Genomic DNA, 15496 nt, shown 5'->3' with positions numbered 1-15496 from the left:
GTGCGGCTCGGGGGCGTACCCCGCGATCCGGTGGTCCGCCCGCCCTCCGGGCGGTGGCCGGGCCGGACTTCCCGGTCCCCGGGCGCCCGTCGCGTGACAGGGGCGGCCGGGCCCCGGCGGGTCCGGGGCCGGTCCGTCGGTCCGGGCGGGATTCGGGGTCCGGGCGGGCGTCCGGCGGCGGGGTCAGGCCAGGCCGCGGCGGGCGGTGGCGGGGGCGCGGTGGCCCGCGATGGCGGCGACCATCTCCAGCACCTGGCGGGTCTCCGCCACCTCGTGCACCCGGTAGACCTGGGCGCCCAGCCAGGCGGAGACGGCGGTGGTCGCCAGGGTGCCGATCAGCCGCTCCTTGACCGGCCGGTCCAGCGTCTCGCCCACGAAGTCCTTGTTGGAGAGCGAGACCAGCACCGGCCACCCGGTCTCCGTCATCTCGCCCAGCCGTCGGGTCGCCTCCAGGCTGTGCCGGGTGTTCTTGCCGAAGTCGTGGCCCGGGTCGATCAGCACCGACTCCCGGGGCACCCCCAGCGCCACCGCCTGCTCGGCCAGGCCGACCGTCACCCGCAGGATGTCGGCCATCACATCGGCGTACTCCACCCGGTGCGGCCGGGTGCGCGGTTCGGCGCCGCCCGCGTGGGTGCAGACCAGCCCGGCCCCGTACCGTGCCGCCACCTCCGCCAGCTTCGGGTCCACCCCGCCCCAGGCGTCGTTCAGCAGATCGGCCCCCGCCTCGCAGACCGCCTCGCCCACCTCGTGGCGCCAGGTGTCCACGCTGATGACCACGTCCGGGTGACGCCGGCGCACCTCGGCGACGAAGCCGACCGTGCGGCGGGCCTCCTCCTCGGCGGTGACCTCCTCGCCCGGACCCGCCTTGACCCCACCGATGTCCACGATGGCGGCGCCCTCCGCGACCGCCTGGTCCACCCGGGCGAGCGCGGGCTCGTCGTGGAAGGTGGCGCCCCGGTCGTAGAAGGAGTCCGGGGTCCGGTTCACGATCGCCATGATCACCGGCTCGTGCGCGCCGAACTCGCGTCGTCCCAACCGCAGCATCCCGTATGTCCTCCTCGCCGTACCGGTCGCCTGCCGACCTTAGCCGCCCGGCGCCCCGGGACGGCGCCGACCGCGGAGGGCGGGGGGCCGGTCGCCGTCCCGGGGCGGCCCGGCGGCCGCGGCGGGGCCGGGGTCGGGCGGCCGGTCCCCGCTGTCGGTGGTGCGTGGGACGATCGGCGGCGGACGTATTGCTCAGTACTGCCCAGTACTGCTTCGGACACCGGGGAGAGGCACGCTGTGTTCTGGTTCTTGGCTCTGGCGATGGTCGTGGTGGTCGCCGCGGTCACGCTCGCCGTGGTGGGCGGAGGGGAAGGCGAGGTGCTTCCCGAGGCCGGCCCCGAACGGACGGTGGACCCGCTGCCGCTGTCCCGCCCGGTGGGCCGCGCCGATCTGGAGCAGCTCCGGCTGCCGCTGGCACCCCGGGGCTACCGGATGTCCGACGTGGACGACGTGCTGGACCGGCTCGGTGCCGAACTGGCCGAGCGGGACGCCCGGATCGCGGAGCTGGAGGCCGCGCTGGCCGGCGCCCAGGCGACCGCCACCGGCTCGGGCGATCTCTTCGACAAGCCGGGCGCGCCCCCGCCGCCCGCCCCGGAGGAGACCCCCGCCGCCCCCGCGCGCGAGGACGACCGGGACGGCGTCGACGGCCGGGACGGCGGGGACCACCGGCACGGCGGGGCCGGGGCGGCCGGCGGCCGTACCGGCGCGGACCCGGCCACGGAGCCGGAGGGCGGGCGATGAGCGGCGGCGCGATCCCGGGGCCGGACGGCCGGCTGCGCTGTCCCTGGGGCATCTCCACCGAGGACTACGTGATCTACCACGACGAGGAGTGGGGCCGCCCGGTCCGCGGCGACGACGCCCTCTTCGAGCGGCTCTGCCTGGAGGCGTTCCAGTCCGGGCTCTCCTGGATCACCATCCTCCGCCGCCGGGAGGGCTTCCGGAGCGCCTTCGCGGGCTTCCGGATCGCGGCGGTCGCGGAGTTCACCGACGCCGACGAGGAACGGCTGCTCGCCGACGCCGGGATCATCCGCAACCGCGCCAAGATCAAGGCGAGCCTCGCCAACGCCCGGGAGCTCGCCGGCTGGGCACCCGGCGAGCTGGACGAGCTGATCTGGTCGTACGCCCCCGATCCGGCCACCCGCCAGGTCCCGCGCACCCTGGCGGACGTCCCGGCGGTCACGCCCGAGTCCACCGCGCTCGCCAAGGAGCTGAAGCGGCGCGGCCTGCGGTTCGTCGGCCCCACCACGGCGTACGCGCTGATGCAGGCGTGCGGCCTGGTCGACGACCACCTGGCCGACTGCGCGGCCCGGGGCGCCACCACGGGCTGAGCCGAAGCAGGACCGGGGGGCCCGGGCCCGGAGGGGGAGCCCGAGGCCCGGAAACCCGGACCGGGAGGCGAGGGTCCCGGCCCGGACGGGGGATCCCGAGCCGGGAAGCCCGAGGTCCCGGACCCAGGCCCGGAGGCCCCGGGTCCGGGTAGCCGGACCGGGAGGCCGGAGGCCGGAGTCCGGAAGCCGGCCCGGGAAGCCCGGGGCCGGGGGCCCCGGCCCGGAGTCCCGGAGCCGGAAGCTGGCCCGGGAAGCTCGGCTGGGAAGACCCAGACCGGGTTTCTCCGGGCCCCGCACATTCCGGCCGGGAGGCCTGGTTCTCGAATCCGGACCGGGGAGCCCGAGACTCGGCCCGCACGGGGGATCCCGGACCGGGAAGCCCGGAGCCCCGAACCCGGGGCCGGGGGCCCCGGCCCGGAGTCCCGGAGCCCGGAAGCCGGCCCGGGAAGCTCGGCTGGGAAGACCCAGACCGGGTTTCTCCCGGCCCCGGGAACCCCGGCCGAGAGGCCCGGGCCCCGGGCATCGTGGGCGTGAACCCCCGACCGGAGGGGCGAGGCTCGCGTGCCCCGGGGGCTTCCGGCCCGGGGACCCTCCGGCCGGTGACCGTCAGCGGCCCACGTAGCGGGGCTTCTCCTTGGCGAGGAAGGCCTCCACCGCGATGGTGTGGTCCTCGGCGGCGGCGGCCCGGTTCTGGAGCTCGTCCTCCTTGGCGAGCGTCTCCTCCAGGGTGTGGCCGGCCGCGAAGGCGAGCGACTCCTTGATCGCGGCGTAGGCCACGGTGGGCCCCGCCGCCAGGGCCCGGGCCACCGCCGCCGCCTCGGCCGCCAGCTCGGCCGCCGGCACCAGCTTGTTGACCAGGCCCAGCTCGTACGCCTCGGGAGCGCCGATCGAGCGCGGGAAGAGCAGCAGGTCGGCCGCGCGGGCCGGGCCCACCACCCGGGGGAGCGTCCACGAGACGCCCGAGTCGGCGGTGAGCGCCACGCCCGCGAACGCGGTGGTGAAGGAGGCGGTGTCGGCGGCCACCCGGTAGTCGGCGGCCAGGACGAAGCCGAGACCCGCCCCGGCCGCCACCCCGTTCACCCCCGCCACCACGGGCTTGGGCATGCCGGTGATCGCCCGGACGATCGGGTTGTAGTGCTCCCGTACGGTCTCCATGGTCCGCGCGGTGCCCGCCTCCCGGTCGGCGGCGAGCGAGGCCACGTGCTCCTTGAGATCCTGGCCCACGCAGAAGGCACGGCCGGTCGCGGTGAGCAGCACCGCCCGTACGGCGGTGTCGCCGGCGGCCTGCCGGAGGGCGTCCCGGAGGGCCGCCTTCGCCTCGGTGTTCACGGCGTTCATGGCGTCGGGCCGGTTGATCGTGATCGTGGCGAGCCCGTCGTTCACCTCGTACAGCACCGTGTCGGCCATGGTGGGGTCCCCTTCGGCGGTCGGTTCGGCCGGACCGGGTTCGGTCCGCGCCCAGCATGGCGGAGATCGCCGGGCGCGGATACGCGGCCGCCGCCACCCGCGATGTGACCTGCGTCAAAGCGCTGGGGGGCGGCTTTGGCACGGGTGGCGGCGAAGTATCGCAGGCCGGTCCCCGAAATGGGGGGTTTTGCGCGAGCGCGTTGCGCAAGCGATGCCGCCCGATGTTGGTCATCGGGTACCGCCATGCGGGATAATGACCTGGAAGCAATGTGTTCGATGCCGGTGATGCGTGCCCATGCCAGAGGGCCGTCGGCTGACGATGAGCTGGTTTCAGGAAGGGGAACGAGCATGGCGGCCATGAAGCCGCGAACGGGCGACGGCCCGCTCGAGGTGACCAAGGAGGGGCGGGGCATTGTCATGCGCGTTCCGCTCGAAGGCGGCGGTCGGCTTGTCGTCGAGCTGACTCCGGACGAGGCGGACGCCCTGGGCGACGCGCTGAAGAAGGTCGTCGGCTGACGCGGAGCATCCGGGTCTTCCGAAGCCCCGGTGCGGCAGGCAACGCGCCGCCCGCCGGGGCTTCCGCGTATCTGGGGCCGTATGCCCCGGGTGCCCGACGGAGCCACCCGCAACCACCACCACCCACCGCCGCCGCGCGGCCAGCCCGCGACCACCGCCCCGCGGCCCGCGAGCACGGCCCGGCCGGTCCCTGAGATCCGGCCCCTGAGGCCCGGCCCGGGCGGCCCGGTTCCCTGAGGCCCGGCCCGCCGGATCCGGCACCCGCGACCCGGCCCGTACGGTCCGGTTGCCCGCGCGCGGCGGGGTCAGCCCCGGCGTACCGCGCAGAGCAGGCCGTCGCCCACCGGCAGCAGCGAGGACATCAGCTCCTGGCTCTCCCGCACCGCCCGCAGCAGTTCCCGCAGCCGCAGCACCTCGGCCGGCTGGGCCGCCGAGTCGACCGTGCGGCCGTCGGCGAAGACGCCCTCGAAGCAGACCAGCCCGCCCGGCCGCAGCAGCCGCAACGATTCACCCAGGTACTCCAGGCACTCGGTGCGGTCGCCGTCGCAGAAGACCAGGTCGTAACCGCCGTCCGCGAGCCGGGGCAGCACCTCCAGGGCCCGGCCCGGAATGAACCGCGCCCGGTTGCCGGCGAACCCGGCCGCCCGGAACGCCTGCCGGGCCAGCTGCTGGCTCTCCTGGTCCGGGTCGACCGTGGTCAATACCCCGTCCGGGCGCATTCCGTGCAGCAGATGGAGTCCGGAGACACCCGTTCCGGTGCCGATCTCGGCCACCGCCTTGGCGTCGGCCGCGGCGGCCAGCAGACGCAACGCGGCACCGGTGCCGGGCGACACCGAGGGCAGCCCCGCTTCCCGGGCCCGGTCCCGGGCCCAGCGCAGCGCTTCGTCCTCGGCGACGTAGGCGTCGGCGAACGCCCAGCTCGTCTGCCGGTTGGCGGTAATGACCCTCTCCTGTCCCCGTAGTTGGCGCAACGGTGACTGTATCCGTTCGGGCCCGGGAACCCGCAGATGGGACCACACGTTGGAGGAGGAGAGCCGCAGAGGGCGTCCGGAGAGGGCCGGAAGGGGCGTACCCAAACGGCGGAAGCCCTGAAAAACACCGGGAAACGACCGGGAAACGACCAGGGAGCGCCGGAAAGCGACAGGAAGCGAAGGGAACCGGCGAGGAACCGAGGCAACCGGGGTGAAGAGGACATGAGGCGCGAACCGCGGCGAAGGCGGGGGCACCTGGCGTGGCGGCCCCCGGAGCGTGGCCGGAAGTCGGCCCCAAATTCGCGTAAAGATTCTTATCCGGAGCTAACGGGCGAGGTGGCTATGGTAGGGGCTCCACTGGACACCACCAGAGCCGACAGGGGAGGTGCGGCCGCGCCTGTTGACCGGGGCGGGGTGCTGCGGCGCCTGCTCAGGTCGGGGAGTGGGCCGAAATCCGTGACCGACACCGCTGACCGTTCCCGCGCCACCGACTCCGCGCCGACCACCGCGACCTTCGCACCGGATGCGGATTCGCAGGCGTGGACTCCTCCTACCTGGGAGGAGATCGTCAGCACCCACAGTGGCCGCGTCTACCGCCTCGCCTACCGCCTGACCGGCAATCAGCACGACGCCGAGGACCTCACCCAGGAGGTCTTCGTCCGGGTGTTCCGGTCCCTCTCGACGTACACCCCCGGCACCTTCGAGGGCTGGCTGCACCGGATCACCACCAACCTGTTCCTGGACATGGTCCGCCGCAAGCAGCGGATCCGGTTCGACGCCCTCGGTGACGACGCCGCCGAGCGGCTGCCCAGCCGTGAGCCCTCTCCGCAGCAGGTCTTCCACGACACCCACTTCGACGCCGATGTCCAGCAGGCGCTGGACACCCTGGCGCCGGAGTTCCGGGCCGCCGTGGTCCTCTGCGACATCGAGGGACTCTCGTACGAGGAGATCGCCGCCACCCTGGGCGTGAAGCTCGGCACGGTCCGCAGCCGCATCCACCGCGGGCGTTCCCATCTGCGCAAGGCCCTCAAGCACCGGGCTCCGGAGACCCGGAGCGCGCACCGGCAGCTCGCGGTGGCCGGCGCGGAGGGCGGCGCCGCGTGAGTGGCACCCGTCCGACCCCGGCGGAACAGCATCTCGGGGACCGGCTCGCCGCGCTCGTCGACGGCGAGCTGGGTCATGACGCCCGGGAGCGGGTCCTCGCCCATCTGGCGACCTGCCCCAAGTGCAAGTCCGAGGCGGATGCCCAGCGCCGGCTGAAGAGCGTGTTCGCCCAGGCGCCCCCGCCGCCCCCGTCGGCCGGGCTGCTCGCCCGCCTCCACGGACTGCCCGGCGGCGGGACGGACGGCGGTGAGGAGTTCGGGGGCCCCCTCGGCCCCGGGCTGTTCGCGGCCGGTGAGCCGCTCGGCGGATACGGCCGGACCGGCGGCGGCCGCGGACCGGGAGCGGCCGAGCGCGAGAACGGCCCGTCCGGACCGGGCCCCGGTGTCTTCGGCCGGGCCCCGGTGCTCGCCGGGCGCCCGGGCCACGGCTTCGCGGTCTACCAGCCGGGTGCGGCCGAGGCGGAGCGCGGCGCCCCGGGGCGCGGGCGCAGGTTCGCCTTCGCGGCGGCCGGCGCGGTGTCCCTGGCCGCCATCGCCCTGGGCAGCGGCGCGGTGCCCACCGGGGGCGCGGCGCTGGACGTCCGGGGCGAGGTGAAGAGCAACAACGTCACCCCGCTGCGCGCTCCCAGTGCCGCCCCGGCCCAGGAGAACCGCCGCCGGGGCGGAGCCACCGGCTTCACCGGTACCGGGACCGATACCGGCGCGGGCCGTTCACCGGAGAGGCCCGCGACCCCGCCGGCCCGCTCGGCACCGCGCGGGGACCGGCCCGTCGTGGGCGGGCAGCCCCTTCCGGCACAGCCATTTCCGGCCACCCGGCAGGTGGGCCTGTCCGGCACCGCCGCGCGGAGCACACTCGCCGTACCGCTGGCGCTGCCGCTCGCCGTCCAGGCCGGTGCGCTGCCGGACGGTACGACCACCGGCGGCGCGGCGGCGATCGGTACGCCCCGGCCCGCGCCCGCCCCGGTCACCCCCTGGTCCGCCGCGCTGGCCGTGCCCCCCTCGTCCTCCCTGCCGCTGACCGCCCGGCGCTGACCCGCCCCCGGCGGGGACTGCGGCCCGGGCCGCCGACCCGTCGGAAAGCCGGTCCACACCCCTGCGCGGGGCGCCCCGGACCTGGTTCAATCGGCCGGGGGCGCCCGGCCGGGCGCAGGGGAGCGGGGAGATCATGGACCACGGCACCTCCGACGGCGGTACGTCCCAGGGCCGGCCGCCGCAGCCGCCGGAGTGGGACGACGCCCCCGGGCGACCCCCTCTCGGCGCCCCGGGTGCCGCCGCCCCCGGGACACCCGGAACCAGCGCCTGGACCCGGTACGACCCCTGGGGCGCCCCGGAGGGCCCGGGGGCTCCGGGCGCCGGGCAGCCGCTGTTCCGCACGGACCACCCGGCCGCGCCCCGGAGCCGGCGGCGCGGCCCCGGGGTGATCGGCGCCGTGCTGCTGGCCCTGGTCGCCGGGGTGGTGGGCGGCGGGGTCGGCGCGTACGCCGAGCGCAGCGGCGCCCTGACCACCGTGGAGCTGCCGCAGGCACCCCGGGAGGACACCGGCCGGCCGCCGGAGAGCGTGGCCGGGATCGCCGCCCGGACGCTGCCCGGGGTGGTCACCCTGCATGTCAGCGGCGGCTCCGAACAGGGCACCGGCACCGGCTTCGTCCTCGACCGGCGCGGCCACATCCTCACCAACAACCATGTGATCGACGCGGCGGGCGCCTCCGGCCGGATCAGCGTGACCTTCAGCGGCGGCGAGACCGCCACCGCCGAACTGGTCGGCAAGGACGGCGGCTACGACCTCGCGGTGGTCCGGGTCTCCCGGGTCGAGGGCCTCACCCCGCTGCCGCTGGGCAACTCCGACGATGTCCGGGTGGGTGATCCGGTGGTGGCCATCGGCGCCCCCTTCGACCTCCGGAACACCGTCACCGCCGGGATCATCAGCGCCCGGGAGCGGCCGGTCACCGCCGGCGGCGAGGACGGCGGCAGCGATGTCAGCTATGTGGACGCGCTCCAGACCGACGCCCCGATAAACCCCGGCAACTCGGGCGGCCCGCTGGTCGATTCCCGCGCCCGGGTCATCGGCGTCAACAGCGCCATCCGGGCCGCCGACAACGGCACCGCCCGCGGCGGCGGCCAGTCCGGCTCCATCGGGCTCGGCTTCGCCATCCCGGTCAACCAGGCCAGACGGGTCGCGGAGGAGCTCATCAACACGGGCCGGGCCCGGCACCCGGTGATCGGCGTCAGCCTGGACATGAAGTACGACGGCGACGGCGCCCGGGTCGACGACGACACCGACGACGGCACCGACGGCACCGACGGCGATCCGGCGGTCGTCCCCGGCGGCCCCGCCGACCAGGCGGGCATCCGCCCCGGGGACGTCATCACGGCGGCCGACGGACGGCGGGTGCACAGCGGCGAGGAGCTGATCGTCCGGATCCGCGCCCACCGCCCCGGCGACCGGCTCCGGCTGACCCTGCAGCGGGCGGGCGCTCAGCGGGCGGTGACCCTGACCCTTGGTTCCTCCTCGGACGGCTGACCGGCACCGGGTCGGTACCGCCCGGACACTTCGGACAGGTACCGTGGACCGGGCCCCAGCGGACGGACGGTCCCGGACGAGCGGAAGAGCCGGGCGCTGTGAAGGAGCGGCAAGGTGTTCAATGACATAGGCACAATGGAGCTGTTGGTGCTCGTCGTCCTCGCCGTGCTCGTCTTCGGCCCGGACAAGCTGCCGAAGGTCATCCAGGACGTCGCCCGGTTCATCCGCAAGATCCGCGACTTCTCGGAGAACGCCAAGCAGGACATCCGCAGCGAGCTGGGGCCGGACTTCAAGGACTTCGACTTCGAGGACCTCAACCCCAAGAACTTCATCCGCAAGCAGCTCACCGAGAACGACGACTTCAAGGACCTGCACGAGCTGCGCAGCAGCTTCGACCTCCGCAAGGAGATCAACGAGGTGACCGACGCGGTGACCGGCCGGGAGACCGGCAGCTCCGTCCCCGCCGTGGTGAACGGCTCGGGCACCCCGGACCTGCTGAAGAAGCGGGACCGGCCGGAGCCCGGCGAGCGTCCGCCGTTCGACTCCGACGCCACCTGAGCCGCCCGGCCCCCGGGACCGTACGGCGACGCCGCCGGAGCGGTGCCCTTTCCGGACCGGGCGGCGCCGGGTGGTTATCCTCTCCATCTGTCCGGTAGCCAGGTCGCCCGAGGGGCTGTCCGCGCCGGACGCCAGGGAGCGAGGAGGCGGCCGGACAGATGGACACGACGAGCCGGGCAGGAGAGCGGGACGCCGCGTCCGAGGAGCGGACACCGGCCGACCGCCGGGTGGTGGAGGGCTACCTGCGCGCCACCTTTCCCTGGTACGGCCTGGACCAGGCGTTCACCGGTCCGCGCTGGCTGATGCAGGTCGGCACCTCCGCCGACGGCACGGTCCAGCACGGCTCGACCGGGCACGGGGACCAGCCGTCGATAAAGGTCGAGGACGGCCTGGAGAAGGAGCGGTTCGCGGCGGTCGTCACCGTCGCCGCCAGCCCGGTCCGCCGCTCCGGCGACGGCACCGGCGTCCTGGACGCCACCAGCGTGTCGTCGGCCGCCTGGCTGGCCGGCTCGGGACTGATCGCCTACACCTGGCCGGCCCAGATGGACTACTCGCTGCGGGACGACTGGGTGGCCCAGCAGACCGAGACGGCCTTCGAGCTCGCGGACGACCTCGGCGGCGAGGACTGGGCCACGCTCTCCCTGCCGGTCGACGGGGTCCCGATGCCCTTCCACTACCGCGAGTCCGAGTACGGCTGGATCCTCGCCGGCACCACCGGCGCCGGCGTCCACCTGGGCGCCTACGGCCGCGGCATCAGCGCGTACGGCCTCGGCTTCGCGGCGCTCCCGGACCTGAGCCGCTACTGCGGCTGAGCACCGGAGGCGCCCGCCGGGCCGCGCCCCGAGGGCTGCCGGACCGACGAGCAAGGCCGGGCACCGGCGCGCTGCCGAGCCCGGCCTTCACCGGTACGCCGTCCCCCTGGGCGAGCGAGCCGAAGGGGCGCGCGGGTGTCGAAAGGGAGTGGGGTCCCCCGGACGAAGCCTGGGGGAGCGCGGAGCCTCCGGGGAACTTGGGGGCGAGCACGGTCGACCGTCGACACCCGCACAAAGCGCCCCGGAGGCGAAAGAGCCTCACAACGAGGGAGCGCGCCTTCAGAACTTGTTGCGGGGCGTGATCCCCAGCGACATCCCCGACAACCCCCGCTGGCGGCCGCCGAGTTTGCCGGCGATGGTGCGGAGCGCGGAGCCCGCCGGGGAGTCGGGGTCGGTGAGGACCACGGGGCGGCCCTCGTCGCCGCCCTCGCGGAGGCGTACGTCGATGGGGATGGCGCCCAGCACCGGGACCGTCGTACCGGTCGTCCGGGTGAGGCCGTCCGCGACCTTCTGGCCGCCGCCGGTGCCGAACACGTCCACCATCTCGTCGCAGTGCGGACAGGGCAGCCCGGACATGTTCTCGACCACGCCGACGATCTTCTGGTGGGTCTGCACCGCGATGGAGCCCGCCCGCTCGGCCACCTCGGCGGCGGCCTGCTGGGGGGTGGTGACGACCAGGATCTCGGCGTTGGGCACCAGCTGGGCGACCGAGATCGCGATGTCGCCGGTGCCGGGCGGCAGGTCGAGCAGGAGCACGTCCAGATCGCCCCAGTAGACGTCCGCCAGGAACTGCTGGAGGGCTCGGTGGAGCATCGGACCGCGCCAGACCACCGGGGCGTTGCCGGGGGTGAACATGCCGATCGAGATGACCTTCACGCCATGGGCCGACGGCGGCATGATCATGTTCTCGACCTGGGTGGGCCGGCCGTCGGCGCCCAGCATGCGCGGCACGCTGTGGCCGTAGATGTCGGCGTCCACGACCCCGACCTTCAGGCCGTCGGCGGCCATCGCGGCGGCCAGGTTCACGGTGACGGACGACTTGCCGACGCCGCCCTTGCCGGAGGCGACCGCGTAGACCCGGGTCAGCGAGCCCGGCTTGGCGAACGGCACCTCGCGCTCGGCGGTGGTGCCGCGCAGCGCGGCGGCCAGCTCCTTGCGCTGCTCGTCGCTCATGACGTCCAGGTCCACGGAGACGGAGGTCACACCCTCGACGCGGGCGACGGCCTCCCGGACGTTCGCCGAGATGGTCTCGCGCATGGGGCAGCCGGAGACCGTGAGGTAGACGGCGACGGCGACCGCCCCGTCCGGACCGATCTCCACCGACTTGACCATGCCCAGCTCGGTGATCGGCCGGTTGATCTCCGGGTCGTTCACCGTCGCCAGTGCTTCGCGCACCGCGTCTTCCGTAGCCATAGTGAGATGGTACGGCGCCCGCCGGGGCGGCCGGAAAGAGCGTCAGCGGTCGCCTTCGTCACGTCCCCGGGAAGCCGCGTGCGGGAATGAATCGCGCTGCCGCCCCTCGGTCCGCTCGCCGCCGCCCCGGCCGTGGCGGCCGTCATGTCCGTGCTCGCCGTGCTCGCCGTGCTGGCCGGGCTGATGGTGGCCGTTCTGGCGGTCCTCCAGCTCCTTCAGCAGGTCCTGGAGCTCGGAGCGGATCCAGTCGCGGGTGGCGACCTCGCCCAGGCCCATCCGCAGCGAGGCCACCTCCCGGGTCAGGTACTCGGTGTCCGCGATGGACCGCTCGTTCTGCTTCCGGTCCTGCTCCAGGTTGACCCGGTCCCGGTCGTCCTGCCGGTTCTGGGCCAGCAGGATCAGCGGGGCGGCGTACGACGCCTGGAGCGAGAGCATCAGCGTCAGGAAGATGAACGGGTACTTGTCGAACCGCAGCGGGTCCGGCGCCGCGATGTTCCACACCACCCAGAGGATGATGACGATCGTCATCCAGACGATGAACCGGCCGGTGCCCAGGAAGCGGGCGATCCGCTCGGAGAGCCGGCCGAACGCCTCCGGGTCGTACTCCGGCAGCAGCCGGGGCCGCCGGACGCGCGGCTGGTCGAGCCGGACGCGCGGCGGAGCGGCGACCCGCTCGGCCCCGCCCCGCTCGCCTCCGGCGCGGGTGGCGGTTCCGGCGCGGCCGGCGGTCCGCTCGCCGCCGGTGCGCGGGGTGCGGTCAGCGGCCATGGCCGGCCCCCTCGGCGGCGTCCGTCCCGGCGGCGGGAATCCCGGTCCCGGCCGTGGTCCCGGTCCCGTGGCCCGGGGTCGGGGCCTCGTCATGGTGAAACTCGGTCTCCCGCCAGTCGTCCGGCAGCAGGTGGTCCAGTACGTCGTCCACGGTCACCGCGCCCAGCAGCGAGCCGCTGTCGTCCACCACCGGGGCGGCGACCAGGTTGTAGGCGGCCAGATGGCTCGTCACCACGGGGAGCGGGGTGTCCGGGGACAGCGGCTCCAGATCGGTGTCGACCACGGCCGAGACCAGGGTGAACGGCGGGTCCCGCAGCAGCCGCTGGAAGTGCACGGTGCCCAGGAACTTGCCGGTCGGCGTCTCCTCCGGCGGCCGGCAGACGTACACCTGGGCGGCGAGCGCGGGGGAGAGGTCCTGCTGCCGTACCCGGGCGAGGGCGTCGGCCACGGTGGCGTCCGGGCGCAGCACGATCGGCTCGGTCGTCATCAGCCCGCCCGCCGTGCGCTCCTCGTACGACATCAGCCGCCGCACATCGGCCGCGTCGTCCGGCCGCATCAGCGTCAGCAGCCGCTCCTTGTCCTCCTCGGGCAGCTCGGAGAGCAGGTCGGCGGCGTCGTCCGGGTCCATCGCCTCCAGCACGTCGGCGGCCCGCTCCTCCTTCAGCTTGCCGAGGATCTCCACCTGGTCGTCCTCGGGCAGCTCCTCCAGTACGTCGGCGAGCCGGTCGTCGTCGAGCGCGGCGGCCACCTCGGCGCGCCGCTTGGGCGTCAGGTGGTGGAGCACATTGGCGAGGTCGGCCGGGCGCATCCGCTCGAAGGTCGCGACCAGGTTCTCCGCGCCCTGGCCCTCCTCCTCCAGCGAGAAGCCGGTCACCCCCGACCACTCCACGGTCCGCGTCTCGCCCCGGCGCCGCAGCGCCCCGCCGCCGCCCTTGCGGACGAAGACCTTGTCGATCTCCCAGTCCCGGCGGGCGGGCAGCTGCTGGATGGCGACGTCCAGCACGGTCACCTCGGCGCCGTCCTCCACCAGCCGCACCCGGCGGTCCAGCAGTTCACCGAGGACCAGGCGCTCGGTGGGGCGCTGTTCGAAGCGCCGGACATTGAGCACCCCGGTGGTGATGACCTGGCCGGACTCGATCCCGGTGACCCGGGTCATCGGCAGGAAGATCCGGCGCCGGCCGATCACCTCCACGACCAGACCGAGCAGCCGGGGCGGACGGCGGCCCACCCGCAACATCGCCACCAGGTCCCGGACCCGGCCGACCTGATCGCCGTTGGGGTCGAAGACGGGCACCCCGGCGAGGTGCGACACGAAGATCCGGGGGGCGCCTGCCGCCATGCCGCGCACCTCCTGGGGTGGTTCACCTGTGGTTCCGTGGGCTCCGTGCCGGTTCAGGCTAGCCCGTCCCGGGACCGGCCGCCTCGGCAGGGCCCGGGGGACGTACGGCTCGCTGCGGGGGACGGTCCACGGCACCGGTACGCTGCCGTACGCCACCCCACAGGAAGCCGGGCGTCCGGTTCTCCGGCCCCGGCCGGCGGCGGCCCCGCACCCGGCGGCGGCCCGCCCGTTGTCCGGAGTTCCTGAAGCCCTTCCTGTCCTCCCCCGTCTCTCCCGTCCGCCCGCTTCCCACACGTCCCCTGTTCCAAGGTCCATCCCCATCTCCACAGCCAGATGAGAGGCAGTGCGCTGGTGACCGCTCTCCCCCCGGCTTCGCGTCCCCGCCGGGCCGCCCTTCTTTCCGCCGCGCTCTGCGCCGGGCTGACGCTGGCCCTCACGGCCTGCGGGGAGGAGCCGCCGGACCCGGACGCGGGCACCAATGGCGTGGGCAGGCTCACCGCCCAGGAGATCGAGACCAAGGCCCGGACGGCGGCGGACGCGGCCCGGGCGGTACGGCTCTCCGGGACACTGGTCAGCAAGGGCGGCACCTACAAACTGAACATGCGGCTGAAGGGCGACGGCGCCCAGGGCTCGGTGGTGACCAAGAACTCCACCTTCGAGCTGCTGCGGGTGGCGGACGCCCTCTACCTCAAGGCGGACGCGGACTTCTGGACCCACGCGGAGCCGGACGCCAAGCCGGGGTCGCGTCCGGGCTCGGACTCCGGCGGGGGCGACGGCGACTCGGAGGCGGCGGGCAAGCTGGACGACAAGTACGTCAAGGTGCCGCGGGACGACCCCTCGTACAAGCAGCTGCGCGGCTTCACCGAGATGCGGGCGCTGCTCCGGGGCCTGCTGGAGGTGCACGGCGAGGCCGGCAAGGGGGACCGGGACCGGATCGGCGGGGTCCGTACGATCAAGGTCCTCGGCGGCCCGAAGGGCGAGGGCGGCACGCTGGACGTCTCCCTGGAGGGCACCCCGTACCCGCTCCAGTACGCCCGGGGCGGCGCGGCCGGCGTGGTGACCCTCAGCGAGTGGAACGCCGACTTCGCGCTGCGCGCCCCGTCCCCGGCGGAGACCGTGGACTACGGCCGGGAGCTGCCCCGTACCAGCGAATGAACCGTCCCGGGACCGGCCGCTCCACCGCCGCCGGCCGGCCCGCCCCGGGCTCAGCCGTTCCGCCTCCGCCGGCCCAGCAGCCGGGGGAGGGCGGCCGGGGCCGGGCGGCGGGTGGTGGCCGGGGTGGGCAGCGGGGTGGCCGCCAGGGAGCCGTCCGGGTGCGCGGTGGTCACCGCCCCCGGCGCCAGCCGGAGCACCCGGCACTCGCGCGCCCAGCGCTCGGTGATCGTCTCGGCGTCCGGGGCGTTCAGCCGCTTGCCCTTCAGCTCCGCCACCGCCGCCTGCCACTCCTCGGAGCCGGGCGCCAGCTCCCGTACCCCGGCGGTCCAGCCGACCAGCCGGCCGCCCTTGTCCTTGCTGCGCACGGTGACCTCTGCGGTGGCGCCGTCCGCCAGCCCCGGCAGCGGCTGCTCCCCGGGTCCGTCGCCCACCACCAGCGCGGCGCCGTCGAGCCAGACGTGCCAGAGCGCCCGCGCGGGCCCGGTACCGCGCACCCAGATCAGGCCGGACTTCTTGGTGGCCTCCTCGGCGAGGGCCCGGTCGAGCAGCGAATCCGTCATG

At 74.8% G+C, this 15496-nt stretch carries 16 protein-coding genes; 9 read left to right on the top strand and 7 right to left on the bottom strand.

Annotation, left to right across the window (positions count from 1 at the left end; all coding sequences use genetic code 11):
* Positions 1 to 183 precede the first annotated feature (183 nt).
* Positions 184 to 1044, bottom strand: a complete 861-nt coding sequence (gene folP / locus NX801_RS01920; protein ID WP_258784949.1) for a dihydropteroate synthase — start codon at positions 1042 to 1044, stop codon at positions 184 to 186.
* 237 nt (positions 1045 to 1281) lie between these two features.
* On the opposite strand from folP, the gene NX801_RS01915 reads away from it, so the two are divergent.
* Positions 1282 to 1785, top strand: a complete 504-nt coding sequence (locus NX801_RS01915) for a DivIVA domain-containing protein (protein WP_258784948.1) — start codon at positions 1282 to 1284, stop codon at positions 1783 to 1785.
* Entirely contained in the window at positions 1782 to 2372 is a 591-nt protein-coding gene (locus NX801_RS01910) for a DNA-3-methyladenine glycosylase I (protein WP_258784947.1), read from the top strand. The genes NX801_RS01915 and NX801_RS01910 overlap by 4 nt, the downstream gene beginning before the upstream one ends.
* 606 nt (positions 2373 to 2978) lie before the next feature.
* Here NX801_RS01910 and chcB read toward each other — a convergent pair.
* On the bottom strand, positions 2979 to 3779 hold the full coding sequence (gene chcB / locus NX801_RS01905) for a 2-cyclohexenylcarbonyl CoA isomerase (protein ID WP_258784946.1): 801 nt from the start codon (positions 3777 to 3779) through the stop codon (positions 2979 to 2981).
* A gap of 348 nt (positions 3780 to 4127) precedes the next feature.
* Here chcB and NX801_RS01900 point away from each other — a divergent pair, with 348 nt between their 5' ends.
* Positions 4128 to 4295, top strand: a complete 168-nt coding sequence (locus tag NX801_RS01900) for a DUF3117 domain-containing protein (protein ID WP_003966491.1) — start codon at positions 4128 to 4130, stop codon at positions 4293 to 4295.
* A 305-nt stretch (positions 4296 to 4600) separates the two neighbouring features.
* Here NX801_RS01900 and NX801_RS01895 read toward each other — a convergent pair whose 3' ends face one another.
* Entirely contained in the window at positions 4601 to 5266 is a 666-nt protein-coding gene (locus NX801_RS01895) for an O-methyltransferase (RefSeq protein WP_258784945.1), read from the bottom strand.
* Positions 5267 to 5608: 342 nt separating this feature from the next.
* On the opposite strand from NX801_RS01895, the gene sigE reads away from it, so the two are divergent.
* The 5 genes from sigE to NX801_RS01870 all read left to right on the top strand — a co-directional run bounded on the left by sigE (position 5609) and on the right by NX801_RS01870 (position 10260).
* Entirely contained in the window at positions 5609 to 6370 is a 762-nt protein-coding gene (sigE, locus tag NX801_RS01890; RefSeq protein ID WP_258784944.1) for an RNA polymerase sigma factor SigE, read from the top strand.
* Positions 6367 to 7401: a zf-HC2 domain-containing protein gene (locus NX801_RS01885; protein ID WP_258784943.1), complete on the top strand. Its 1035-nt coding sequence runs from the start codon at positions 6367 to 6369 to the stop codon at positions 7399 to 7401. Before sigE ends, NX801_RS01885 begins: the two co-directional genes overlap by 4 nt.
* Before the next feature lie 133 nt (positions 7402 to 7534).
* Positions 7535 to 8890 carry a S1C family serine protease gene (locus tag NX801_RS01880; protein ID WP_428986034.1) on the top strand — a complete coding sequence of 452 codons (1356 nt, stop codon included), beginning with the start codon at positions 7535 to 7537 and terminating at the stop codon, positions 8888 to 8890.
* A gap of 114 nt (positions 8891 to 9004) precedes the next feature.
* Positions 9005 to 9448: a sec-independent translocase gene (locus tag NX801_RS01875; protein WP_258784942.1), complete on the top strand. Its 444-nt coding sequence runs from the start codon at positions 9005 to 9007 to the stop codon at positions 9446 to 9448.
* Positions 9449 to 9606: 158 nt separating this feature from the next.
* Positions 9607 to 10260 carry a hypothetical protein gene (locus tag NX801_RS01870; RefSeq protein WP_258784941.1) on the top strand — a complete coding sequence of 218 codons (654 nt, stop codon included), beginning with the start codon at positions 9607 to 9609 and terminating at the stop codon, positions 10258 to 10260.
* 279 nt (positions 10261 to 10539) lie between these two features.
* Here the strand turns inward: NX801_RS01870 and NX801_RS01865 are convergent, their stop codons facing one another.
* From NX801_RS01865 to NX801_RS01855, 3 genes are read right to left on the bottom strand one after another with little or no spacing between them, the layout of a single operon-like run.
* Positions 10540 to 11673 carry an Mrp/NBP35 family ATP-binding protein gene (locus tag NX801_RS01865; protein WP_258784940.1) on the bottom strand — a complete coding sequence of 378 codons (1134 nt, stop codon included), beginning with the start codon at positions 11671 to 11673 and terminating at the stop codon, positions 10540 to 10542.
* A 42-nt stretch (positions 11674 to 11715) separates the two neighbouring features.
* Positions 11716 to 12441, bottom strand: coding sequence for a DUF1003 domain-containing protein (locus tag NX801_RS01860; protein ID WP_258784939.1), 726 nt, complete (start codon positions 12439 to 12441; stop codon positions 11716 to 11718).
* A complete protein-coding gene (locus tag NX801_RS01855; RefSeq protein WP_258784938.1) occupies positions 12431 to 13780 on the bottom strand; it encodes a magnesium transporter MgtE N-terminal domain-containing protein in 1350 nt (449 codons plus the stop codon). The genes NX801_RS01860 and NX801_RS01855 overlap by 11 nt, the downstream gene beginning before the upstream one ends.
* A 351-nt stretch (positions 13781 to 14131) precedes the next feature.
* Here NX801_RS01855 and NX801_RS01850 point away from each other — a divergent pair, with 351 nt between their 5' ends.
* Positions 14132 to 14935: a hypothetical protein gene (locus tag NX801_RS01850; RefSeq protein WP_258784937.1), complete on the top strand. Its 804-nt coding sequence runs from the start codon at positions 14132 to 14134 to the stop codon at positions 14933 to 14935.
* Between the two features lie 50 nt (positions 14936 to 14985).
* Here the strand turns inward: NX801_RS01850 and NX801_RS01845 are convergent, their stop codons facing one another.
* Positions 14986 to 15495, bottom strand: coding sequence for a hypothetical protein (locus NX801_RS01845; protein WP_258784936.1), 510 nt, complete (start codon positions 15493 to 15495; stop codon positions 14986 to 14988).
* Between the last annotated feature and the right edge of the window lies 1 nt (position 15496).

The organism is Streptomyces pyxinae (assembly GCF_024756275.1).
Lineage (GTDB): Bacteria > Actinomycetota > Actinomycetes > Streptomycetales > Streptomycetaceae > Streptomyces > Streptomyces pyxinae.
Note: the sequence above shows the minus strand (reverse complement) of the source record. Positions and strands in the feature narration are given on the sequence as shown.